This is a genomic window from Cellulomonas cellasea (genome assembly GCF_006538745.1).
In the GTDB taxonomy this organism is placed as follows: domain Bacteria; phylum Actinomycetota; class Actinomycetes; order Actinomycetales; family Cellulomonadaceae; genus Cellulomonas_A; species Cellulomonas_A cellasea.
Genome location: NZ_BJLR01000009.1, coordinates 147,277 through 169,897 on the forward strand (window position 1 = coordinate 147,277; position 22,621 = coordinate 169,897).

Below are 22,621 nucleotides of genomic sequence, written 5' to 3' on the forward strand. Positions count from 1 at the left end.
CTACCGCTCGGCGGGCCGCTCCGCCCCGTCCTGCTCCGCACGGGATGGTTCCGCACGGGGTGGCTCCGCGCGGTGCCGCTCCCCGCGGTGCGGCTCCATCCCGTACAGCTCGGGCTCGCCGCCGTGCGGCTCGCGGCTGCGCGGGTCGAGGTTCTCCGCGGCGGTGACCGCGTTCGTTGCACCCCCCGCGGCGGCCGCGTCGCGTGACGCGTTGGCGTCGGCCTGGTCGCGCGTGAGCTCGTCGACGACGAGCAGGTCGGTGCGGACCTTGCCGGTGCGGTAGCCCGCGCGGCCGACCATGTGCGCGGCGACCGGCGCGGTCAGCATCTGGAAGAGCACCACGAGCACGAGCGCCCACACCGCACCGCCCGAGCGCAGCCGCAGCGCGAGGCCGACGAGCACGAGCACGAGCCCGAGGGTCTGCGGCTTGGTGCCCGCGTGCATCCGCGAGAGCAGGTCGGGGAAGCGCAGGATCCCGACGCCGGCGGCGAACGCGAGGAACGCGCCCGCGAGCATGCACACCGACGCGAGGACGTCCGCGACCGTGTCCCACGTGCCCGCGCTCATCGGACCTCCCCCCGGTCGCGCCGGTCTCCCCGTGTGTCGGCCTCCTCGAGCCGGCGGCGCTCGGCCTCCTCCGCGGCGATCTCCTCGCGCGTGCGCACGCGCCCCTCGCCGGCAGGCTCGATCGAGGCGAACCGCGCGACCGTCACCGAGCCGACGAACCCGACGAGCGAGAGCACGACGAGGACCGGGACGATGTCGGTGCGGCGCTCGAGGCTCGCGTAGAGCGCGCCGCCCGCGATCATGATGGTCAGCACGATGTCGAGCGCGACGGTCCGGTCGAGGATCGACGGCCCGCGCTCGGCCCGGACGACCGCGAGGACCGCCCCGGTCAGGAGCAGCACCGCGCAGACGGCGACCACGACGTCGTTCATGCGCGCACCTCCGTGCTCGTGGGTCCGGCCGCGCCGCGCGCGCCCGGGCGCCGGGTCAGGCCCGCGTCGGCGAGCTCCTCGTCGGACGCGAAGGCGCGCAGCACGCGCTCCTCCTGGTCGAGCACGACCCGCCGCGCCGCCTCGATGCCGCCCGACTGCTCGACGTCGAGCACGTGCAGGTACAGCATCCCGGTCACGCGGTGCGCCTCGACGACGAGCGAGCCGGGCACGAGCGAGCAGAGCTCGGCGGTCATCGTCAGGTAGAGGTCGGAGTGGCTGCGCAGGTGCACGCCGATGACCGCGCCGCGCGGCACGTGCCGGGGCCGCAGCGCGAGCACGCTGACCTCGAACGACGCGCGGACGAGGTCGAGCAGGAAGCGCCCGACGAGGTGGGCGAGCCCGACCGGGTGCAGCCGGCCGTGGAAGTCGATGGGCGTCATCCGCAGCCCGTGCGTCACGAGGTACCCGAGCAGCAGCCCGACGAGCACGTTCGCGACGGACAGGTCGCCCCACAGCAGGACCCACACCGCGGCGAGCCACAGCGTCGTGCCCCACTGCGCGCGCACCGACCACCGCCCCGCGCTCACGGCCGTCCCCCGTCCGTCGTCGCACCCGCGCCCACGCGCCCGTCGGCGGCGGTCCCCGCCGCCTCCGTCCCGGCCGCGTCGCCCGCCGTCCCGTCGCCCGCCGTCCCGTCGCCCGCACCCGGCGCGTTGTCGTGCTCCGCGTCCTCGGCCTCCTCGGCGACCTCGGCCGACTCGCCCTGCCCGCGCTCGCCGTCGGGCAGCACCGACGCGATGTAGACCGAGCGGTCCTGGAGGGTCAGGGCGGCGCGGTCGGTGTAGCCGTAGAGCGGCCCAGCCCCGACGGTCAGCAGCAGACCGAACCCGACGAGCGCGGCCGTCGGGCCGATCATCCCGAGGGGCAGCGGCGTGCGCGGCGGCTCGACCGGGGGCGTCTGCCAGAACGCCTTGTTCCACGCCTTGACCAGCGCGTACAGGGTCAGCAGCGACACGAGCACGCCGCCGACGACGAGCGTGAGCGCGAGCGGCGTGCCGACCTGCACGCCGGCCTGCAGGAGCCCGACCTTGCCGAGGAACCCGGACAGCGGCGGGATCCCCCCGAGGTTCATCGCCGGGACGAAGAACAGCAGCGCGAGCACCGGCGCGAGCTTGGCGAGGCCCCCCAGGCGGTCGAGCGACGTCGACCCGCCGTGCCGCTCGATGAGCCCGACGACGAGGAACAGCGCGGTCTGCACCGTGATGTGGTGCGCGACGTAGTAGATCGAGGCGCTCCACCCGGCCTGCGTCGCGAGCGCGATCCCGAAGATCATGTAGCCGATGTGGCTCACGAGCGTGAACGACAGCAGACGCTTGATGTCGTCCTGCGCGACGGCGCCGAGGATGCCGACGACCATCGTCGCGAGCGCGGCCCACATCAGGACGTCGTCCGCGCGGCCCTCCGGGAACAGCAGGGTCTGCGTGCGGATGATCGCGTACACGCCGACCTTGGTCAGCAGGCCCGCGAACACCGCGGTGACGGGTGCGGGCGCGGTCGGGTAGGAGTCGGGCAGCCACGCGGACAGCGGGAAGATCGCCGCCTTGATGCCGAACGCGAGCAGCAGCATCACCTGGAGCAGCAGCCGCACGCCCGGGTCGATCTCGGGGAGCCGGACGGCGAGCTGCGCGAGGTTGACCGTGCCGGTCGCGGCGTAGACGAGCGCGATCGCGATGAGGAACAGCACCGAGGACAGCAGCGCGACGACCACGTAGATGCTGCCCGCGCGGATGCGCTCGCCCGTGCCGCCGAGCGTGAGGAGCACGTAGCTCGCCGCGAGCAGGATCTCGAAGCCGACGTAGATGTTGAACAGGTCCCCGGACAGGAACGCGTTCGCGACACCCGCGGTCAGGATGAGGTAGGTCGGGTGGTAGATCGAGACGGGGGCCGCCTCGTCACCGTCGGCCTCGCCCTCCGCGAGCGAGTAGAGCAGGACCGCGAGGGTCACCGCGCTCGACACCGTCAGCATGAGCGCCGAGAGCCGGTCGGCCACGAGGTCGATGCCCACGGGCGCGGCCCAGCCGCCGACGTCGATCACGAGCGGGCCCGAGTCGGCGAGCACGAGCAGCGCGACGGACACCGCGAGCACGAGCGAGAGCACGACGACGCTGATCGCCCGCTGCGCGCGGGGCCGCCGGTAGAGCGCGAGGGCCAGCCCGGCGCCGAACAGCGGCAGGACGACCGGGAGCGGGACGAGCCAGGTCGGGTCGCCGGTCACGGGACCTCCACCGGGGTGGTGCGCTCGGACGGCGCGTCGTCGGTCTCGTCGCGCGTCTCGGCGGCCTCCTCGTCGAGCGTCGAGCGGGTGTCCTCGGTGTCGGCGTCGGTCGTGGCGCGCTCGTCGCGCGCGGCGAGCCGGGCGATGCGGCGGTCCTCGACGTCGTCCTGGACCTCGTCGTGGCGGTGCAGCTGCCACGAGCGGTACGCCATCGCCAGCAGGAACGCGGTCATGGCCAGCGTGATGACGATCGCGGTGAGCGCCATCGCCTGCGGGAGCGGGTCGCTCATCTCCGACGGCTCCGCGCTCCCCACCAGCGGTGGCCGCCCCGCCGCACCGCCCGCGACGAGGAACAGCAGGTTCGCGGCGTTGCCGAGCAGGATCACGCCGATCAGGACGCGCGAGAGGCTGCGCTCGAGCAGCAGGTAGACGCCGACGGTGACGAGCGCGGTGATCACGAGGACGAGCGTGAGGTTCGGGCTCGTGTCGGGGTTCAGGGGCATCAGCGCTGCACCTCCAGGTCGGCTTCGGCGGTGCGGATCATGCCGTCGGTGTCGGCCGTGCCCTGCGCGCCGGCGCCGAACACCTGCCCCGCGGACCCGGCCTGCGTGTGGTCCTCCGAGCCGCCCGTGTGCTCGCCGGCCTCGGCCTGGCGGTCGATCTCCGCGCCGAGCGTGCGCAGGATGTCGAGCACGAGGCCGACGACGACGAGGTAGACGCCGACGTCGAAGAACAGCGACGTCACGAGGTGGATCGTGCCGATCACGGGCACGTGGATGTCGACGATCCAGGACTGCAGCACCGAGCCGCCCGCGAGCAGCGCGACGAGCCCGACGCCGGCCGAGAGGAACAGGCCGCTGCCCAGCAGGAGGCCGGGCTGCACCGGCGCGGCCTCGCCGAGCTCGTAGCGGCCGCCCGCGAGGTACCGGACGACGAGCGCGACGCCGGTCACGAGCCCCGCCGCGAACCCGCCGCCGGGCGCGTTGTGGCCCGAGAACAGCAGGTACGCCGAGTACACGATCATCGTGTGGAACAGCAGGCGCGTCGTGACCTCGAAGATCACCGAGCGTCGGCGCGGTGCGAGCGTGCGGCCCGCGCGCAGCCACTCCTTGGAGCGCTCGCCCGTGCGGCGCACCCCGTGCGCGAGCCCCGGGTAGGCGCCCGACGGCGTCGGCGGGAGCGGGGCGTGCGCGGGCTGGCGCAGCGCCGCGGCGGCGTCCTGGCCGCCGATGGCCCAGACCTGCCGGCCCTCGTTGGCCTCGTCCGCCCGGAAGATCGCGCCCGACCGCTTCTGCAGGAACACGAGCGACGCGACGCCGGTCGCGGCGACGAGAAGCACCGAGATCTCGCCCATCGTGTCCCACGCGCGCACGTCGACGAGCGTCACGTTGACGATGTTCTTGCCGCCCCCGAACTCGTACGCCTCGGCCGCGAACAGGTCGGAGACGGGCACGTGCACCCGGGCACCCGGCACGACGAGCGCGAGCCCGCCGACCGTGAGACCGACCGCGAGCCCGATCCCGAGGCGCACCCAGCGACTCGCGGCGAGCGGGCGGTCCGAGAAGTACGCGGGCAGCCGGCGCAGCACGAGCACGAAGACGACGAGCGTCACGGTCTCGGTGAGCACCTGGGTCAGCGCGAGGTCGGGCGCGCCGTGCAGCAGGAACAGCGCCGCGACGCCGTAGCCGCTGACGCCGAGCAGGATCACGGCCTTGAGGCGGCGGCGGGCCCGCGCGGTGAGGATCGCGGAGACGACGACGAGCACGCCGAAGAGCGCCTGCGCGGGGTGGTCCCACGCGCGCGTGCTCTCGGGCAGCGACGTCACGGTCAGCATCGCGCCGCCGACCGCGCCGACGAAGACGAGCAGGATGCCGCCGAGGTAGACGGGCAGCGAACCGCGCTGCGTGAGCGCCGTGACGTCGGCCGCGAGGTCGTCGAGCTTGCGCATGAGGCGCCGGTAGAGGTGGTCGGCCTCGGGCACCGGCGGCACGGACGCCTGGAGGCGCTCGACCGGCCCGCGCGCCGCGAACAGCCCCGCGCCCGCGGCGACGATCCCGAGGGTCGTCAGCAGCGTCGGCGTCACGCCCGCCCACAGCACCAGGTGACCGGGCTCGCCCGCGAAGCCGTCGGCGTACGGGGACAGCAGGTGCTCGCCGAGGCCGGGCAGCACCGCGGCGGCGAGCCCCAGGACCGCGAGCACGAGCGAGGGGTAGACCAGCACGAGCGACGGGCGCGTGATCGTCGCGGGGACCGCGGGCCCGTCGCGGTCGGGAGCCGTCGCGCGGTCCGGGGCGGCGCCGGAGCCGGCGTCGTGCACGGGCGGGTGGGCGACCGAGGACTTCGTGGCGAACGCGCCCCAGAAGAACCGCAGCCCGTACGCGACGGTGAGCGCGGAGCCGACGACGACCGCCCAGTAGACGACCTGCCCCGAGAGCCCGCCCTCGTGGTGCGCGATCGCCTCGAGCGCGGCCTCCTTCGCGACGTACCCGGCGAACGGCGGCAGCCCGATCATCGACGCGGTCGCGAGCCCGCCCGCGAGCGCCGTGATCGGCAGCGCCCGCCCGACGCCGGACAGCCGGCGCAGCTCACGGGTCCCGGTCGCGGCGTCGACCACGCCGACGACGAGGAACAGCGCCGCCTTGAACATCGCGTGCGCGCCGAGCATCGCGAGCCCCGCGAGCGCCGTCGCGCGCGTCCCGAACCCGACGAGCACCACGAGCAGGCCGAGCTGGCTGACGGTCCCGAACGCGAGCACGAGCTTGAGGTCGTGCTGGCGCAGCGCCCGGTACCCGCCGACGAGCAGGCTCCCGCACCCGAGGGTCAGCACCACGACCTGCCACGCGGTCAGGTCCGCGTACGCGGGGGCGAAGCGCGCGATCAGGTAGATGCCGGCCTTGACCATCGCGGCGGCGTGCAGGTACGCGCTGACCGGCGTCGGCGCGGCCATCGCGGCCGGCAGCCAGAAGTGCAGCGGGATCATCGCGGACTTGGTCACGGCCCCCACGAGCAGGCACACGACGCCGGCCGTCACGGTGGTGCCCTGCGGCGGGTCGGCGAGCACCGCGGAGAGCCGGTACGTGCCCGCGGCCTCGCCGAGCAGGATGATGCCGACGAGCATCGTCAGGCCGCCCGCGGTGGTCAGGACGATCGCCTGCATCGCCGCCCGCCGGGACGCCTTGCGGTCGTTGTAGTGCCCGATCAGCAGGTACGAGAAGACGGTCGTGAGCTCCCAGAACACGAACACGAGCAGCAGGTCGTCGGCCGTGACGAGCCCGAGCATCGCGCCCGCGAACGCGGTGAGCACGCCGCTGAACCGCCCGAGACCCGTGGCCTTCGGGGAGAAGTACGCCGAGCAGTAGACCAGCACGAGCGCGCCGACCCCGCCGACGAGCAGCGTCATGAGCCAGCCGAGCGTGTCGAGCCGGAACGCGAGCTCGAGGCCCAGCGACGGGATCCACCGGACGACCTCGACCGGGCCCTCGCCGGCCTGCACCGCGGCCGTCTGCGTGAGGGCCCACACCGTCGCCGACGCGGGTGCGAGCGCGAGCACCCAGAACGCCTTGCGCCCGATCCACCGGACGAGGACGGGCGCGACGACGGCTGCGGCGAGATGGACAGCGAGCAGCAGCAGCACGTCCGGCTCCGTCCTGTTGAGGGGCGGGTGGTCGGTCGGTCCGGCACGCCCGGCGACGTGCGCCGGAACCGGTGTGTGGTGTTGTCAGCGGATCGGTCGAGCACGCGCGCGGCACGGAGGCCTGCAGCGGTGCGCTCACGGGTGGATGTGTGAAGTCTACCAAGTGGACGGTGGCGGCCCCCGGCGGGCGGCTCGCCGCACGCCGGGTTCCCGGTGCCCGCATGGCACGCTGGGCGCCGTGATCGCCTCCATCCCGGTCGACGACGTCGCCGTCCCGCCCGTGGTCGCCGACCTCGCCCGCGGCGACGCGGTCCGCGCCGTCTGGCGCAACGAGCTCGGCGGGCTGACGTTCGAGCTCACCGGTGCGCGCGAGCGGCGGTTCGTGAAGTGGCTGCCCGCGGGCGCACGGGCCGACCTGTCCGCGGAGGCGGTCCGGCTCGCGTGGGCCGCGCCGTTCACGCCGGTCCCGCGGGTGCTCGACGCGGGGTCCGACGCGGACGGCTCGTGGCTCGTGACCGCCGCGCTCGACGGGACCAGCGCCGTCGACCCGCGGTGGGTCGCCCGGCCGGAGGTCGCGGTCCGCGCGCTCGGCGAGGGGCTGCGCGCGCTGCACGACCGGCTGCCCGTCGAGGACTGCCCGTTCGCGTGGGACGTGCGCGACCGCCTGACCCGCGCGCTGACCGGTGGCCGCGACGACCCGGCGACGTGGCACCCCGACCACGCGCACCTCACGGTCGCCGAGGCGACGGCGCGCCTCGCGGACGTCCCGACCGTCGACCGGCTCGTGGTGTGCCACGGCGACGCGTGCGTCCCCAACACGCTGCTGGACGACGACGGTCGCTTCGCCGCGCACGTCGACCTCGGGACGCTCGGCGTGGCCGACCGGTGGGCCGACCTCGCGATCGCGACCTGGAGCACGCAGTGGAACTACGGCCCCGGGCTCGACGACGTGCTGCTCGACGCGTACGGCGTCGCCCCCGACCCGGAGCGCACGGCGTACTACCGGCTGCTGTGGGACCTCACGCCCTGACGGCGTGCCGCGCCCCGGCCCGCCGCGCGCCGGAAACGCGTCGACCGCGGACCCCTCGCAGGCCTACGGTCCGCAGGTGAGCGACCTCCCGCCGGTGACCGACGAACCCCCCGGACCGCTGCTCGCCCGCGGCCGCGAGGCCACCGTGCACGAGCTCGGACCCGGCCGCGTGCTGCGCCGGTACGACGACGCGCGCGACGTGACGACCGAGGTCACGGTCATGCGGCACGTCGCCCGGCACGGCGTGCGCGTCCCGCACGTGCACGCCGTCCGCCCGGACGCCGACGGCCGCCTCACCGGCATGGTGCTCGAGCGGCTCGACGGCCCGACGCTCGTCGAGGCCGCGCTCGCCGGCGCCGTCGAGCCCGGGGACGCCGGCCGGCTGCTCGCCCGGCTGCACGCGGACCTGCACCGGGTCCCCGTGGACGGCCTGCCCACGGACCTCGGGCCGCCCGCGCGCGAACCGGGCCACGTCGTCGTGCACCTCGACCTGCACCCCGCGAACGTCGTGCTCGTGCGCGGCGAGCCCGTGGTCATCGACTGGGCGATCGCGCGCACCGGACCCGCCACGCTCGACACCGCGATGACCGCGCTGACGCTCGCGTGCGCGGTCGTCGACGGCGTGCCGGCGGACGCGGGCGACGTCGCGCGGCTCGGCGTCCCGACGTGGTTCGTGACCACGGTGCTCGACGCCTACCTCGCGGCGCTCCCCGAGCCGCCGACGCCGTCGCTCGACCGCGCGGCGGCGATCCGGGACACGTTCGGGGCGCACCCGCCCGGGGTCGTGCAGGCCGGCGCGGAGGTCGTCCGGCTCGCGCTCGACGCGATCGCCCGGCGCTGACCGGCGCCTCACGCGCGCCCGGCCACCCCGACCCGGTGCACCTCGACGAGCACGCGCTGCGCACCCGGCCGCAGGGTGAGGAGCCCCACGAACACCCCGGTCCGCAGCTCGACGGGACCGCCCGCGCCGACGTCGAACCGGGGTGTCGTGAGGACCGGTGCGGGCGCGCCCGCCTCGTGCACCGCGGTGTTCGTGACCGACACGACCGCCCCGGTGCCGAGCCGCAGCTCGTAGCGCGCCCACAGCTCGCACGACCCGTCGGGCCGTTCGAGGTTCCAGTCCGCCCCGCCGGGCAGCAGCGTCCCGTCGAGGCCGCCCGTGACGACGCCGCCGAGGATCGGGATGACCCGGCGGTGGCCCGTCGGCGTCGCCCCCACGTCCACGACCGGCCCGAGGAGGGCGTCGATCGTGAACAGGTGGGTCGCGGTCAGCGTCATCGGCTCAGCCCTTCACCGCGCCCGTGAGGCCGCCGACGATGCGCCGCTCGAACAGGCTGAAGAACACCAGCGCCGGCAGCATCGCGAGCGACGTGAACGCGAGCACCTTCGCGGTGTCGACCGAGTACTCCGACGAGAACGCCTGCACGCCGAGCGGGAGCGTGAACGCGCTGGAGTCGTTGAGCACGAACAGCGGCAGCAGGTAGCTGTTCCAGCTGCCGATGAACGCGAGGATCCCGACGGTGATGACCCCGGGCACCGAGAGCGGCAGGACCATCCGCCAGAAGAACCCGAGGCGGCTGCACCCGTCGATCGCGGCGGCCTCCTGCAGCTCCGCGGGGATCGCCCGCAGGAACGGCACGAGGATGATCACGGTCGTCGGCAGCCCGAACGCGATCTGCGGCAGGATCACGCCGCCGAGGTCGTTCATCAGGCCCAGCGTGCGGACCAGGATGTACAGCGGCGTGATCGCGACGGTCAGCGGGAACATGAGCCCGGCCGCGAACAGCGCGTACATCACGCCCTGCCCCCGGAACCGGTACCGCGCGAGCGCGAAGCTCACCATGAGCCCGAGCGCGACGACCCCGAGCGTCGTCGCGCCCGCCGCGATCGTCGAGTTGAGCACCTGGCGCCAGAACACGCCGCCGCTCAGGACGTCGGCGTAGTTGTCGAGCCGCCACGGGCTCGGCATCCCCGCGGGGTCCGACGTGATCTGGGCGTTGGTCCGGAACCCGCCGATCACGATGTACACGACGGGCGCGAGCATCGCGATGATCAGCAGCGCCGCGAACGCGTACACGCCCGGGCTGCCCCACCGCGGCGCACCGCCCGTGCGCCGGCGCACCGGCTCGCGCTCGGCGGGCAGGGTTGGGGCCGAGAGCGTGGCGGCCATCAGCGGGCACCTCCGGTCAGGGCACCCTCGGTGTCGCGGCGCAGCACGGTCCGCTGGTAGACGAGGGCGGCGGCGAGCGAGATGAGGAAGAGGACGACGGCGACCGCGTTGCCGTAGCCGTAGCTGCCCGCGTTGCGCCCGAACGACACCATGTAGGTCGCCATCGTCGAGGTGCCCGCGGTCGAGGCGATGTACTGGCCCCAGATGATGTAGACGAGGTCGAACAGCTGCAGCGAGCCGATGATCGACAGGAACGCCCAGATCCGCAGCGTCGGCGCGAGCAGCGGCAGCGTGATGCTCCGCTGCACCTGCCAGTACGAGGCGCCGTCGATCGCGGCGGCCTCGTGGAGCTCCTCGGGGATGCCCTGCAGCCCGGCGAGGAACAGGATCACCGCGAAGCCGATGTACTTCCACGTGATGATCCCCATGAGGGTCCAGATCGCGAGGTCCGGGTCGGAGAGCCACTCGCTCTCGAGCGCCCCGAGCCCGATCCGCCCGAGGACGTCGTTGAGCGCGCCGCGGCTCTGCAGCATGAGGCTCCAGCCGGTGCCGACCACGACCTCCGAGATCACGTACGGCACGAAGATCAGCACGCGGATGAGCGACTGGCCCTTCATCCGGCGGTTGAGCAGCAGCGCGACGAGCAGCGCGGCCGGGCCCTGGAGCACGAGCGAGAGCACCGCGATCGTCGCGTTGTGCAGCAGCGCCTCGTGGAACAGCGGGTCGGTCAGGATCGTCACGTAGTTCTTGAGCCCGACGAAGTCCGTCGGGACGCCGTACCCCTCCCAGCGGAAGAAGCCGTAGTAGGCGGCCATGAGGACCGGGAAGATCACGAACCCGAGGAAGACGACGAGCGCCGGGCCCGTCAGCGCCGCGATCTCGAGGCGTTCGCGCCACCCGAGGCCGCGGCGCCCGCGGCGCGGCGGGGGCGTCACCGAGGAGGTGACGCCCCCGCCGGCCGGCAGGCCGACGGGCGAGCTGTTCGCGGGGGGCGAGCTCTCGCGCGTGGAGGTCATGGGCGTCGCTGCCCCTACGACTTCGCGGCGGCGTCGTTGACGGCCTCCACGACCCCGGCGGCGTCGCGCTTGCCCGCGAGCAGGTCGACGACGCCGACGTTGAGCGCGTTGCCGACGCTCTGCCCGTAGATCGTGTCGAGCCACTGCGAGACGAACGGCGCCGAGTTGTAGGACTCGAGCACGCTCTTCAGGTACGGCTCCTCGATGACGGCCTGCGCCTCGGTGTTCACCGGGGGCGCGTTGAACGCCTTGTAGTAGCCCTCCTGGACGTCGGTGCGCGCGATGAAGTTGAGGAAGTCGGCGCACTCCTGCTCCGGGGCCTTCGCCGAGCAGCTGTAGCCGTCGACGCCGCCGAGGATCGAGCCGGGCTCGCCCTCGCCGCCCGGGACCTCCGGGAACGGGAACCAGCCGAGGTCGGGCAGCGGCTTCTCGTCGGGCGTGAGCGAGCCGATGACGCCGGGGTTCCAGGCGCCCATGAGCTCCATCGCGGCCTGGTGGTTGGCGAGCAGGCCCGCCGACGAGCCGGCGCCCTGCTGGGCGGCCGTCGTCAGGAAGCCCTCGTTGAACGGCTCGGTCGCGACGAACGCCTCGAGGTTCTCGGCGGCGTCGACCCAGCACGGGTCGTCGAACGTCATGGACTCGGCCGCGGACTCCAGGGTGTCCGGGCTGCACGCACGGAGCGCGAAGAAGTAGTACCAGTGCGCCGCGGGCCACGCGTCCTTGGCGCCGAGCGCGATCGGGGCCACGCCCGTGCCCTTGAGCGCGGTGACCGCCGCGTCGAGGTCGTCGAGCGTCGCGGGCGGCTCGGTGATGCCGGCCGCGGTGAAGAGGTCCTGGCTGTACCAGATGCCGCCGGGCAGGACCGCGATCGGCATCGCGTAGGTCTTGCCCTCGATCTGGTTCGCCTTGAAGGAGCCCTCCGAGATGAGGCCCTTGGTCTCGTCGGTGACGAGGTCCGAGAGGTCGAGCAGCTGCCCGGCGCGCACCATCGCGGCCATCTTGCCGCCGCCGCGCTGCAGGAAGACGTCGGGCGCGTCGCCCGAGTTGAGCGCGGTCTGGAGCTTGCCGTCGAGGTCCTCGTTCTGGATCGACTGGATCTCGATCGTGACGCCGGGGTTGGCCGCCTCGAAGTCGGCGACGGTCTCCTCCCAGAACGTCTTGCCGGGACCCGTCGACGCGTTGTGCCAGAACGTCATGGAGACGTCGCCGCCGTCCTCCTGCGCCGATCCGCCGCCGTCGCCGCACGCCGTGAGCCCTGCCGCGCACACGAGCACGGCGGTCGATGCGGTGAGCATCTTCCTCATGTTCATCCGAGCTGCCTTCCTACTCCTCGTCGAGTGATGCAGCCGGCGCCGACTCGTCGGCACCCTGCGGAGCGGCACGCGTCGTCGCGTTTCTACACCGGTGTAGAGGCCGTCCGAGCGGCCACACTGGCAACCGGGTGCCGCGACTGTCAACCGCTGTCGATAACGATTTCGTGACCTGCCTCCGCGGGCGTCCCGGACGGCCCTCCCGACGGGGGACCGCGCCTCGCCGACGCCGGCGTCGGGCGGCGTGGGGGAGGCACGTCGCCGACGCCGGTGCCAGGCGACGCCGGGCGACGCCGGTCAACGCCGGTCGACGCCGGGCGCCGCTCGTCAGGCGGTGCGGCGCGCCGTGCTCTCGCGCTCGACGAGCCGCATGCCCGCGACGTGCAGGACGGGCGCCTCGCGCTCGGCGCCCGGGCCGAGCCGCTCCTGGACCCGGCGGCGGAGCAGGTCGACCGCGACCCGGGCGATCTCGCGCCTCCCGGGGTCCACGGTCGTGAGCGTCGGGACCGAGAACAGCGCGTCGCCGATGTCGTCGAAGCCGACGACCCCGACGTCGTGCGGGATCGCGAGGCCGCGCACCTGCAGCTCGTACATCGCGCCGATCGCGAGCGCGTCGTTGAACGCGACGACGCCGTCCACCCCGGCGCCCGAGTCGAGGACGTCGGCCATCGCCCGCGCACCCTCGGCCCGGTGCCAGCCGGCGTCCGCCCAGCCGAGCAGCCGCGGGTCGACCTCGATCCCCCGCGCCTCGAGCGCCTCGCGGTACCCGCGGAAACGCAGCGCCGACGTCCCCGCGGTCTCGGCGTGCAGCATGCCGACGACCGCGATCCGGCGCCGCCCGTCGTCGAGCAGCAGGTCCGTCGCCGCGCGGGCGCCCTCGACGTTGCGCATCGTCACGTGGTCGACGTGCGGGGAGAACATCTGCTCGCCGAGCAGCACGAGCGGGTAGCCGAGGCCCTCGAGCAGGTGCTCGTCGGCCTGGACGAGCGCGGCGGGGCTGAAGATGAGCCCGTCGATGAGCCCGCGGCGGGGCTCCTTGAGCGCCGCGAGCTCGCCCTCGCGCGTGAAGCCCGTCGGCTGGATGAGCACCTGGAGGTCGTGCTCGCGGCCGGCGGCGAGGATCTCGTCGGCGAGCTCGCCGAAGTACGGCTGCCCGAGCTCGGGGACGGCGAGGCCGACGACCCCGCTGCGGCCCGAGCGGAAGATGCGCGCGGTCACGTTGATCTCGTAGCCGAGCTCGTCGACCGCGGCGAGCACGCGCGCCCGGGTCGTGTCGCGGATGTACGGGTAGCCGCTGAGGACGTTCGACACCGTCTTGACGGACACGCCGGCGTGGCGCGCGACGTCCGCCATCGTCGCCACTGCGCCTCCCGTCGGACCCCCGCGTCGCCGGCACCCCGCGCCCCTTGGAGCGAGCCTTCGGCCGGTGGCAATCTACCGGAGAGGACCCGCTCCGACCTGCGGGAATGCACCCGGTCACGGGTGGAGCGGGCTGGAACCGCTTCCGGTCACTCGGCTCGCGCGCGGCCGCGTAGGAGCGCTCGCACCTCCGCACGGCCACCGGTTGCCCTCGTGAGAATCGTTTCATATCGCCCGGAACCGCTTCGATCTGCGCCCATCCCGTGCCAATGTGAGCGCGAACATTCGCACGGTCCCCGCCTCCGCACCGGCGCTTCTACACCGATGGAGAACTGTCTGCGGTGACCGCGGCGCCGACGTCGACGACGACGGCGGCCCTCAGAGAGAGGTACGCATGAACACGACTTCACGACGCGCCCGGCACGCGCTGGTCGCCGCCGGACTGACCGTCGCCACGGCGGTCGCCGGACTGGTGGTCGCCGCCCCCGCGCAGTCGGCCGCGAGCACCCTCGGCGCCGCCGCCGCGCAGAGCGGGCGCTACTTCGGCACCGCGATCGCCGCGGGCCGCATGAGCGACTCGACCTACATCGGCATCGCCAACCGTGAGTTCAACATGATCACGGCCGAGAACGAGATGAAGATGGACGCGACCGAGCCGTCGCAGAACCGGTTCACCTACACCAACGGCGACCGGATCGTGTCCTGGGCCCGCTCCAACGGCAAGCAGGTCCGCGGCCACACCCTCGCGTGGCACGCCCAGCAGCCCGGCTGGATGCAGAACATGTCCGGCAGCGCGCTGCGCAACGCGCTGATCAACCACGTCACCCAGGTCGCCACGCACTACCGCGGCCAGATCCACACCTGGGACGTCGTCAACGAGGCGTTCGCCGACGACGGCCGCGGGAGCCGCCGCGACTCCAACCTGCAGCGCACCGGCAACGACTGGATCGAGGCCGCGTTCCGCGCCGCCCGCGCCGCTGACCCGGGCGCCAAGCTCTGCTACAACGACTACAACACCGACGGCATCAACGCGAAGTCCACGGGCATCTACAACATGGTCCGCGACTTCAAGGCGCGCGGCGTCCCGATCGACTGCGTCGGCTTCCAGGCGCACCTGGGCACGACCATGCCGGGCGACTTCCAAGCCAACCTCCAGCGGTTCTCGGACCTCGGCGTCGACGTCCAGATCACCGAGCTCGACATCCAGCAGGGCTCGAACCAGGCCAACGCGTACGCGCAGGTCACCAGGGCGTGCCTCGCGGTCGCCCGCTGCACCGGCATCACGGTGTGGGGCGTGCGGGACACCGACTCGTGGCGCACCGGCACCAACCCGCTGCTCTTCGACGGGGCGGGCAACAAGAAGGCCGCCTACACCTCGACGCTCAACGCGCTGAACTCGGTGAGCCCCACGCCGCCGCCGACGACCGCTCCCCCGACGAACGGGACCATCGACGTCAACGCGTCGTACGTGCTGCTCAACCGCGGCAGCGGCAAGGCCCTCGACGTCTACAACCTCTCGACCGCGGACGGTGCGCGCATCACGCAGTGGAGCCGCAACGACGGCCTCCAGCAGCAGTGGCAGTTCGTCGACGCCGGCAACGGCTACTACAAGATCAAGTCGCGCCTCTCGGGCAAGGTCCTGGACGTCTACAACTTCTCGACCGCCGACGGCGGCGCGATCGTCCAGTACACCGACCGCAACCAGACGAACCAGCAGTTCCGGGTCACGTCGTCGGGCGGCTACCTGACGATCGTCAACCGCAACTCCGGCAAGGCCGTCGAGGTCCAGGGCGCCTCGACCGCGGACGGCGGCAACATCGTCCAGTACACGAGCTGGGGCGGGGCCAACCAGCAGTGGCAGCTCGTCCGGGTCGGCTGACCCGACGCACCGCGGTCCCGGCCGGGCAGCCCGCCCGGCCGGGGCCGCACCCCCGCAGGACCTGAACCCCCTCCCATGACTCGAAGGAGAGCAACGTGAGACGAACAACAGCCACCGGGGTGACCAGCCCCGCACGGGCGAGCGGACGGCGCTGGGCCGCCGCGTTCGCGGCGCTCGCGACGGCCGCGTCGACGGCCGTGCTGGCCGTGGCGACCGCACCCGCGGCGTCGGCCGTGACGATCGACACGAACGCGTCGTACGTCCTGGTCAACCGCGGCAGCGGCAAGGCCCTCGACGTGTACAACCTCTCGACGGCCGACGGTGCGCGCATCACGCAGTGGACGCGCAACGACGGCGCGCAGCAGCAGTGGCAGTTCGTCGACGCGGGCGACGGCTACTACAGGGTGAAGTCGCGCCTCTCGGGCAAGGTCCTGGACGTCTACAACTTCTCGACCGCCGACGGCGGCGCGATCGTCCAGTACACCGACCGCAACCAGACCAACCAGCAGTTCCGGCTGCAGGACTCGGCCGGCGGCTCGGTCACGCTGATCAACCGCAACTCGAACAAGGCCGTCGAGGTGCAGGGCGCGTCGACCGCGGACGGCGCGAACATCGTCCAGTACGCGAGCTGGGGCGGCGCGAACCAGCAGTGGCTGCTCGTGCCGGTCGGCGGGGCGAACCCGAACCCGAACCCCACCCCGACGACCACGACGCCGGCGCCCAACCCCGGCACCTGCAACCTCCCGTCGTCGTACCGCTGGTCCTCGACGGGCTCGCTCGCGACCCCGCGCTCCGGCTGGGCGTCGCTCAAGGACTTCACCGTCGCGCCGTACAACGGCAAGCAGCTCGTGTACGCCACGACGCACGACAACGGGACGTCGTGGGGCTCGATGAACTTCGGGCTGTTCACGAACTACTCGGAGATGGCGTCGGCGAGCCAGAACTCGATGCCGTTCACGGCCGTCGCGCCGTCGCTGTTCTACTTCGCGCCGAAGAACATCTGGGTCATGGCCTACCAGTGGGGCGGCCCGGCGTTCTCCTACCGGACCTCGACGGACCCGTCGAACCCGAACAGCTGGGGCCCGCACCAGACGCTGTTCTCGGGCAGCATCACCGGCTCGGGCACCGGCCCGATCGACCAGACCCTCATCGCCGACGACCAGAACATGTACCTGTTCTTCGCCGGTGACAACGGCAAGATCTACCGGTCGAGCATGCCCCTCGGGAACTTCCCCGGCAGCTTCGGCTCGAGCTACCAGACGATCATGACCGACACGACGAACAACCTGTTCGAGGCGCCGCAGGTCTACAAGCTCCAGGGCCAGAACCGGTACCTCATGATCGTCGAGGCCATCGGGTCGCAGGGCCGGTACTTCCGGTCCTTCACGGCCACGAGCCTGGGCGGCACGTGGACCCCGCAGGCCGCGACCGAGAGCAACCCGTTCGCCGGCAAGGCGAACAGCGGCGCGACGTGGACGAACGACATCAGCCACGGCGAGCTGCTGCGCGTGAGCGCGGACCAGACCATGACGGTCGACCCGTGCAACCTCCGGCTGCTCTACCAGGGCCGCTCCCCGAGCTCGGGTGGCGACTACGGCCGGCTGCCGTACCGGCCGGGCCTGCTGACGCTGCAGCGGTAGCCCTCGACCGGCCAGGGCAGCGGCAGCGGCTGCGACTCCCTGCTGCTGCCCTGGCCGGTGGCTCGCCCAGCACACCTGCTCCACCCGCTCCACCCGCTCCCGACCAGGAGGTCCCGATGAAGCGACCACTCGCCCGTGCTGTGCTCACCGCCGTCGTGGCGGCCGCTGCACTGCTCGGCACGTCCGTCCTCACGCCCGCCGCCGCGGCGCCCGGCGGCTCGGGGCCCTACCCGGCCGACTACAGCACCGCGTCGAGCCTGCCCAACCACACGATCTACCGGCCCGCGACGCTGCCGTCGGCGCGGATGCCCGTCGTCGTCTGGAGCAACGGCGCGTGCTCGGCGGACGGCACCTCGGCGGTGAACTTCCTGAAGGAGATCGCCTCGCACGGCTTCCTCGTGATCTCCAACGGCAACCCGGGCGGCAGCGGCAGCTCGACGTCGGCATGGCTCACGCAGTCGATCGACTGGGCGGTCGCGGAGAACGCCCGGCCGGGGAGCGCGCTCTACAACCGGCTCGACACCAGCGAGATCGGGGCCGCGGGCTTCTCGTGCGGCGGCGTCGAGGCGTACGCCGTCTCGGGCGACCCGCGCGTCACCACGACCGGCATCTTCAGCAGCGGCCTGCTCAACGACGCCGACGACTACCAGCTCCGGCGCCTCGACCACCCGATCGTCTACATCATCGGTGGGCCGAGCGACATCGCCTACCCGAACGCGATGGACGACTGGGGCAAGCTCCCCGCGGGCCTGCCGGCGTTCATGGGCAACCTCGACGTCGGCCACGGCGGGACGTACCACCAGACGAACGGCGGCGAGTTCGGCCGGGCGGCGCAGCTGTGGTTCCGGTGGCAGCTCAAGGGCGACACGCAGGCCGGTCGCGCCTTCGTCGGGCCGGACTGCGGCCTGTGCCGGTCGCCGTGGCGGGTGCAGCAGAAGAACCTGACGCTCGGCGTCGACCCGACGCCGACCCCCACGCCGACGCCGACTCCCACGCCGACGCCCACCGCGACGCCGACCCCGACGGTCACCCCGACGCCCGGGACGTCCGCGTGCACCGCGTCGTACTCGGTGTCGAGCCAGTGGCCCGGCGGGTTCGTCGCGAGCGTCAGCGTCTCGGCGCGGTCCGCGCTCGACGGCTGGGTCGTCCGCGTCACGCTGCCCGACGGCGCGTCCGCCGGGCAGGCCTGGAACGGGACGCTCACCGGCACGGGGCGGACGGTCACCGTGACGAACGCCGCCTGGAACGGGCGCGTCGCGGCGGGGCAGAGCACGACCTTCGGGTTCCAGGGCAGCGGCACGGGGGCGGGGGCCTCCGTGACGTGTGAGGCCGCCTGACCGCAGGCGGGCCCCACGTGCCGTGCCCCTCGCCCATGGACGGGCGGGGGGCACGGTGCTGTGCGACGCGGAACGTCCCTCGGCGCGCGCCCCCCGACGGGTTAGCGTGACCGCGTGGACGCCCTCCAGCTGACCTGCCTCGTGCTCGTGGTCCTCGCGACCGTCGTCGGTGTCGCGGTCTTCGCCCGCGGGCTCGCGGCGATCGTCCGGACGGTGCGCGTCGGCGGACCGACGCCGACCGACCGCCTGCGCCCCGTCGGCCCGCGCGTCGGCCTCGTGCTGCGCGAGATGGTGGGCCACGGGCGGTTCCAGCACACGCCGGTCGTGAAGGTCGCGCACTGGGCCGTCATGGTGTCCTTCCCGGTCCTGTTCTTCACCCTCGCGACCGGGTACGGGCAGGTCGTCGAGCCGCGGTTCGCGCTGCCGCTGCTCGGGCACCTCGCGCCGTGGGAGTGGCTCACCGAGGCCATCGCGTGGGCGTCGCTGCTCGGGATCCTCGCGCTGATCGCCCGCCGCATCCGGATCCAGCCCAAGAAGGGCCAGTCCGAGGAGGAGCAGCGCCGGTCCCCGTTCTCGCGGTCGAACGCGCCCGCCGCGTACTTCGTCGAGGCGACCGTGCTGCTCGTCGTGCTCGCGGTGCTCGTGCTCCGCGGGCTCGAGTACGCGCTCGCCGCACAGGAGGGGCTGCCGCTCGCGTCGGCGCTGCACTTCCCGCTGACCGCCTGGTACGGCTCGGCGTGGGCCGGGGCGTCGACGGGTGCGCTGGAGGCGGCCGTCGTGGTCGCGGCGACGGTGAAGATCCTCGTGTCGATGTCGTGGTTCGTCGTCGTCGGCCTGCAGCCCACGATGGGCGTCGCGTGGCACCGGTTCCTCGCGGTCCTGAACATCTACGCCCGCCGCGACCTGACCGGCGCGCCCGCGCTCGGCCCGCTCCAGCCGATGACCGTGAACGGCGCGCCCGTCGACCTGGCCGCGCTCGAGGACCTGCCCGACGACGCGCGGCTCGGGGTCGGCGCCATCGAGGACTTCACGTGGAAGGGCCTGCTCGACTTCTCGACGTGCACCGAGTGCGGGCGCTGCCAGGACCAGTGCCCCGCGTGGGCCACGGGCAAGCCGCTGTCCCCCAAGCTCGTGACGCTCGCGCTGCGCGACCACGCGTACGCGACCGCCCCGTACCTGCTGGCCGGGCCGGCCGGCGACGCCGCGCAGGGCGAGGGCTCGATCGCGTCCGAGGGCCGCGCGGCCGACGCCCCGGTCGACACGACGCACGCCAACGTCGACCTCGTCGGCTCGGGCGTCATCGACCCCGACGTCCTGTGGGCGTGCACGACGTGCGGCGCGTGCGTCCAGCAGTGCCCCGTCGACATCGAGCACGTCGACGCGATCGTCGACATGCGCCGCTACCAGGTGCTCATGGAGTCGGCGTTCCCCAAGGAGCTCGGCGGCGCGTTCACGAAGCTCGAGCGCCAGGGCAACCCGTGGGGCCTGCCCGCGCGCAACCGGTTCGCGTGGGCCAAGGACCTCCCCTTCGACGTCCCGCAGGTCGGCGTCGACGTCGAGTCCGCGGCCGACGTCGACTACCTGTTCTGGGTCGGCTGCGCGGGCGCCTACGAGGACCGGGCGAAGAAGACGACGCGCGCGGTCGCGGAGCTGCTCGACACGGCGGGTGTCACGTTCGCGGTTCTGGGCGACGGCGAGACCTGCACGGGCGACCCGGCCCGCCGCGCCGGCAACGAGATGCTGTTCCAGATGCTCGCGTCGCAGAACGTGGAGACGCTCAACGAGGTCGGCGCCCAGCGCATCGTCGTGACGTGCGCGCACTGCTTCAACACGATCTCGCGCGAGTACCCGCAGCTCGGTGGCCGGTACGAGGTGCTGCACCACACCGAGCTGCTCAACACGCTCGTGGCCGACGGGCGGCTGACGCCGGTGGCTGCACCGGGTGACTCCGCGTCCGCGGACCAGAAGGTCACGTACCACGACCCCTGCTACCTGGGCCGGCACAACAAGGTCTACGCCCCGCCGCGGGAGCTGCTCGGCGCGCTCCCCGGCGTCGCGCTCGCCGAGATGCCCCGCAACCAGGAGCGGTCGTTCTGCTGCGGCGCGGGCGGCGCGCGCATGTGGATGGAGGAGAAGATCGGCACCCGCATCAACGTCGAGCGCGCGGGCGAAGCGATCGGCACCGGCGCGGACGTCGTCGCGACGGCCTGCCCGTTCTGCACGGTGATGCTGTCCGACGGCGTCGCGGCGCACGCGGCGTCGGCCGGGCCGGGCGAGGGAGCGCCGGGGGGCGAGGGGGGCGCGGCGACTCAGGTCGGCGTCCCGGAGGTCGTCGACATCGCGACGCTGCTGCTCGACCGGGTGCGGGCGCCGCAGTCGTAGGAGGGCTGCCGGAGCACGAGCCGACGGTCAGCCGGGTGACGCCGCAGATCCGCCCTCGGCCCGAGCGGCGATCTCCTCGAGCAGCTCGGCAGCGAGCCGGTTGAGGCCCTTCTGCAGGGCCGTGACGTCCGCGCTGGGCAGCGCGGGCTGGAGGAAACGTCCGGTGAGCCGCACCAGCGTGGTGCCGTCGGCGGCCTCCTCGAGCAGCAGCGTCTCCGTGTGCTCGAACGTTCCTCCGCTCGTCTGCACGGTCGACCACCAACCGGGCTCGACCGCGGTGACCTCGGAGTACATCACCGTCCGCAGCCCGAACGGCGGCAGCGGGGGCCCGACGGTCACGGTCGCGGCGCCGAGCCCGGAGGTCGGCGCCCCCTCGATCGCGCGCCGGGACGCCTGGCTGGGTTCGCTCTGCACGGCCGTCCACGCCGACCACACCTCAGGGCGCGGAGCTCGGACGACGCGTTCGGCGAACGTGGGGACCTGGCGGAGCTGGAGCGCAGCCGCCGGGGCGCCCGGCGGATCGGAGAGCCGTGCCGCCCAGCGCGCCTGGAGTTTGTCGTGCCACGAGGAGCTGCCCACGCCCGTGCATCGGCACCCGGACGCGGGATCGTGACCACGCTGCCGTGCGCCGACTCAGGCCGGCGCACGGCGCGCGCGTCGCGTCAGGTCAGATCCGCGCCCCGTGGTCCCCGGGGGTGTCGTCCCGGACGACCAGCGGGTCGCCCTCGAGCCCGCTGCCGGGCGGCGGGGTCGGGTCCTCGACCTCCGGGTTGGCGTCGTCCGCGTCCAGGAGGACGTCGTCCGTCGCGGCCGGCGACCCGACCGGGTCCCACGCGGGCGTCTCCGGGCCCGTCCAGGTGGGCGTCTCGCCGGCCTCGGTCCCGAGCGCGACGGGCGCGAACGCCGGCGGCTGCTGGTCGACGGCGGGCGACACCGGCTCGACGTCGCTGACCACCGGGACGGTGTCGATGATCGGCACGTCCGCGGTCGTCGGCGCCGGCTCGGGCGGGAGCTCGGGCGAGTCGTCCTTGCGCGCGGCGGCGATCACGCCGGCCGCGGCGGCGGCGACCCCGAGACCCACGGCGGCGGCGACCTTGCCGGACACCCCGGCCTTGCCGGAGTCGCTCCCGGTCATCGCCGCGTCCGCGGTCGTCGGTCGCACGTCGGCCCCCTCGTTGACGGACCCGCGCCACGCACCGGTCGCGTGCCCCTCGGACTCGATGAACGTCTTGAAGCGCTCGAGGTCCCCCTCGGCCTGCTTCTCGACGATGTCGAGCTTGTCGCCGACCTTCTCGACGAGACCTTCGGGCTCGTACTCCAGGTGCAGGTGCACGTGCGTGCTCGTCGCGCTCGCGGGCTCGAACGTCACCGAGCCGGCGTTCGTCGCGCCCTCGGTCGCGGTCCACGCGACCTTGCGGTCGGGCACCTGCTCGAGGATCCGCGCCTCCCACTCGCGCCGGACCCCGGCGATCTCCGCGACCCACTGCAGGCGCTCGTCGGTGAGCTGGGTGATCGACTTGACCCCGCTCATGAAGTTCGGGAACTCCTCGAACTGCGTCCACTGGGCGTAGGCGACGCTGACCGGCACGTCCACCACGACCGACTTCTCCACGACCGTCGTCATGACTCTCCCTCCGTCGGCACGGACGAG

At 73.4% G+C, this 22,621-nt stretch carries 19 protein-coding genes; 6 read left to right on the top strand and 13 right to left on the bottom strand.

What is annotated here, in order from left to right; all coding sequences use genetic code 11:
• The 6 genes from mnhG to CCE01nite_RS04040 are packed head-to-tail and all read right to left on the bottom strand — an operon-like array spanning position 1 to position 6,847.
• Complete coding sequence (gene mnhG, locus CCE01nite_RS22580; protein ID WP_371861011.1) at positions 1-567, bottom strand: monovalent cation/H(+) antiporter subunit G; 567 nt, start codon at positions 565-567, stop codon at positions 1-3.
• The gene (locus CCE01nite_RS04020; protein ID WP_034632090.1) at positions 564-938 is read right to left on the bottom strand and encodes an MrpF/PhaF family protein; all 375 of its coding nucleotides are present in this window, start codon (positions 936-938) and stop codon (positions 564-566) included. The genes mnhG and CCE01nite_RS04020 overlap by 4 nt, the downstream gene beginning before the upstream one ends.
• Complete coding sequence (locus CCE01nite_RS04025; protein WP_034632085.1) at positions 935-1,525, bottom strand: Na+/H+ antiporter subunit E; 591 nt, start codon at positions 1,523-1,525, stop codon at positions 935-937. The genes CCE01nite_RS04020 and CCE01nite_RS04025 overlap by 4 nt, the downstream gene beginning before the upstream one ends.
• Entirely contained in the window at positions 1,522-3,213 is a 1,692-nt protein-coding gene (locus CCE01nite_RS04030) for a Na+/H+ antiporter subunit D (RefSeq protein WP_084142807.1), read from the bottom strand. The genes CCE01nite_RS04025 and CCE01nite_RS04030 overlap by 4 nt, the downstream gene beginning before the upstream one ends.
• Positions 3,210-3,716: a Na(+)/H(+) antiporter subunit C gene (locus CCE01nite_RS04035; RefSeq protein ID WP_034632079.1), complete on the bottom strand. Its 507-nt coding sequence runs from the start codon at positions 3,714-3,716 to the stop codon at positions 3,210-3,212. The genes CCE01nite_RS04030 and CCE01nite_RS04035 overlap by 4 nt, the downstream gene beginning before the upstream one ends.
• Positions 3,716-6,847: a Na+/H+ antiporter subunit A gene (locus CCE01nite_RS04040; protein ID WP_084142806.1), complete on the bottom strand. Its 3,132-nt coding sequence runs from the start codon at positions 6,845-6,847 to the stop codon at positions 3,716-3,718. Before CCE01nite_RS04040 ends, CCE01nite_RS04035 begins: the two co-directional genes overlap by 1 nt.
• 238 nt (positions 6,848-7,085) lie before the next feature.
• Between CCE01nite_RS04040 and CCE01nite_RS04045 the strand changes: the two genes are divergently transcribed.
• Together CCE01nite_RS04045 and CCE01nite_RS04050 are read left to right on the top strand one after the other, a co-directional pair.
• On the top strand, positions 7,086-7,877 hold the full coding sequence (locus CCE01nite_RS04045) for an aminoglycoside 3'-phosphotransferase (RefSeq protein WP_246056312.1): 792 nt from the start codon (positions 7,086-7,088) through the stop codon (positions 7,875-7,877).
• Between the two features lie 76 nt (positions 7,878-7,953).
• Positions 7,954-8,718 (top strand): phosphotransferase, encoded by a 765-nt coding sequence (locus CCE01nite_RS04050; protein WP_169744040.1) that lies wholly within the window; start codon positions 7,954-7,956, stop codon positions 8,716-8,718.
• 8 nt (positions 8,719-8,726) lie between these two features.
• On the opposite strand, the gene CCE01nite_RS04055 is transcribed toward CCE01nite_RS04050, so the two are convergent.
• The 5 genes from CCE01nite_RS04055 to CCE01nite_RS04075 form a co-directional block, all read right to left on the bottom strand.
• Positions 8,727-9,155, bottom strand: coding sequence for a DUF3237 family protein (locus CCE01nite_RS04055; protein WP_034632073.1), 429 nt, complete (start codon positions 9,153-9,155; stop codon positions 8,727-8,729).
• A gap of 4 nt (positions 9,156-9,159) precedes the next feature.
• The gene (locus CCE01nite_RS04060) at positions 9,160-10,047 is read right to left on the bottom strand and encodes a carbohydrate ABC transporter permease (protein WP_084142804.1); all 888 of its coding nucleotides are present in this window, start codon (positions 10,045-10,047) and stop codon (positions 9,160-9,162) included.
• A complete protein-coding gene (locus CCE01nite_RS04065; protein WP_034632067.1) occupies positions 10,047-11,063 on the bottom strand; it encodes a carbohydrate ABC transporter permease in 1,017 nt (338 codons plus the stop codon). Before CCE01nite_RS04065 ends, CCE01nite_RS04060 begins: the two co-directional genes overlap by 1 nt.
• A gap of 14 nt (positions 11,064-11,077) precedes the next feature.
• Positions 11,078-12,373 (bottom strand): ABC transporter substrate-binding protein, encoded by a 1,296-nt coding sequence (locus tag CCE01nite_RS04070; RefSeq protein ID WP_034632062.1) that lies wholly within the window; start codon positions 12,371-12,373, stop codon positions 11,078-11,080.
• Positions 12,374-12,700: 327 nt separating this feature from the next.
• On the bottom strand, positions 12,701-13,726 hold the full coding sequence (locus CCE01nite_RS04075; RefSeq protein ID WP_034632104.1) for a LacI family DNA-binding transcriptional regulator: 1,026 nt from the start codon (positions 13,724-13,726) through the stop codon (positions 12,701-12,703).
• Positions 13,727-14,126: 400 nt separating this feature from the next.
• Between CCE01nite_RS04075 and CCE01nite_RS04080 the strand changes: the two genes are divergently transcribed.
• From CCE01nite_RS04080 to CCE01nite_RS04095, 4 genes are all read left to right on the top strand, one after another.
• Positions 14,127-15,611 carry a glycoside hydrolase family 10 protein gene (locus CCE01nite_RS04080; RefSeq protein ID WP_141372002.1) on the top strand — a complete coding sequence of 495 codons (1,485 nt, stop codon included), beginning with the start codon at positions 14,127-14,129 and terminating at the stop codon, positions 15,609-15,611.
• A 95-nt stretch (positions 15,612-15,706) separates the two neighbouring features.
• A complete protein-coding gene (locus CCE01nite_RS04085; protein WP_246056313.1) occupies positions 15,707-17,251 on the top strand; it encodes a non-reducing end alpha-L-arabinofuranosidase family hydrolase in 1,545 nt (514 codons plus the stop codon).
• Between the two features lie 116 nt (positions 17,252-17,367).
• The gene (locus tag CCE01nite_RS04090) at positions 17,368-18,588 is read left to right on the top strand and encodes a cellulose binding domain-containing protein (protein ID WP_034633715.1); all 1,221 of its coding nucleotides are present in this window, start codon (positions 17,368-17,370) and stop codon (positions 18,586-18,588) included.
• A 114-nt stretch (positions 18,589-18,702) separates the two neighbouring features.
• Positions 18,703-20,970 carry a (Fe-S)-binding protein gene (locus CCE01nite_RS04095; RefSeq protein WP_034633721.1) on the top strand — a complete coding sequence of 756 codons (2,268 nt, stop codon included), beginning with the start codon at positions 18,703-18,705 and terminating at the stop codon, positions 20,968-20,970.
• A gap of 27 nt (positions 20,971-20,997) precedes the next feature.
• Here CCE01nite_RS04095 and CCE01nite_RS04100 read toward each other — a convergent pair whose 3' ends face one another.
• Together CCE01nite_RS04100 and CCE01nite_RS04105 are read right to left on the bottom strand one after the other, a co-directional pair.
• Positions 20,998-21,384, bottom strand: coding sequence for a hypothetical protein (locus tag CCE01nite_RS04100; RefSeq protein WP_141372003.1), 387 nt, complete (start codon positions 21,382-21,384; stop codon positions 20,998-21,000).
• Between the two features lie 253 nt (positions 21,385-21,637).
• A complete protein-coding gene (locus CCE01nite_RS04105) occupies positions 21,638-22,594 on the bottom strand; it encodes an SRPBCC family protein (protein WP_084142887.1) in 957 nt (318 codons plus the stop codon).
• Positions 22,595-22,621: the final 27 nt, after the last annotated feature.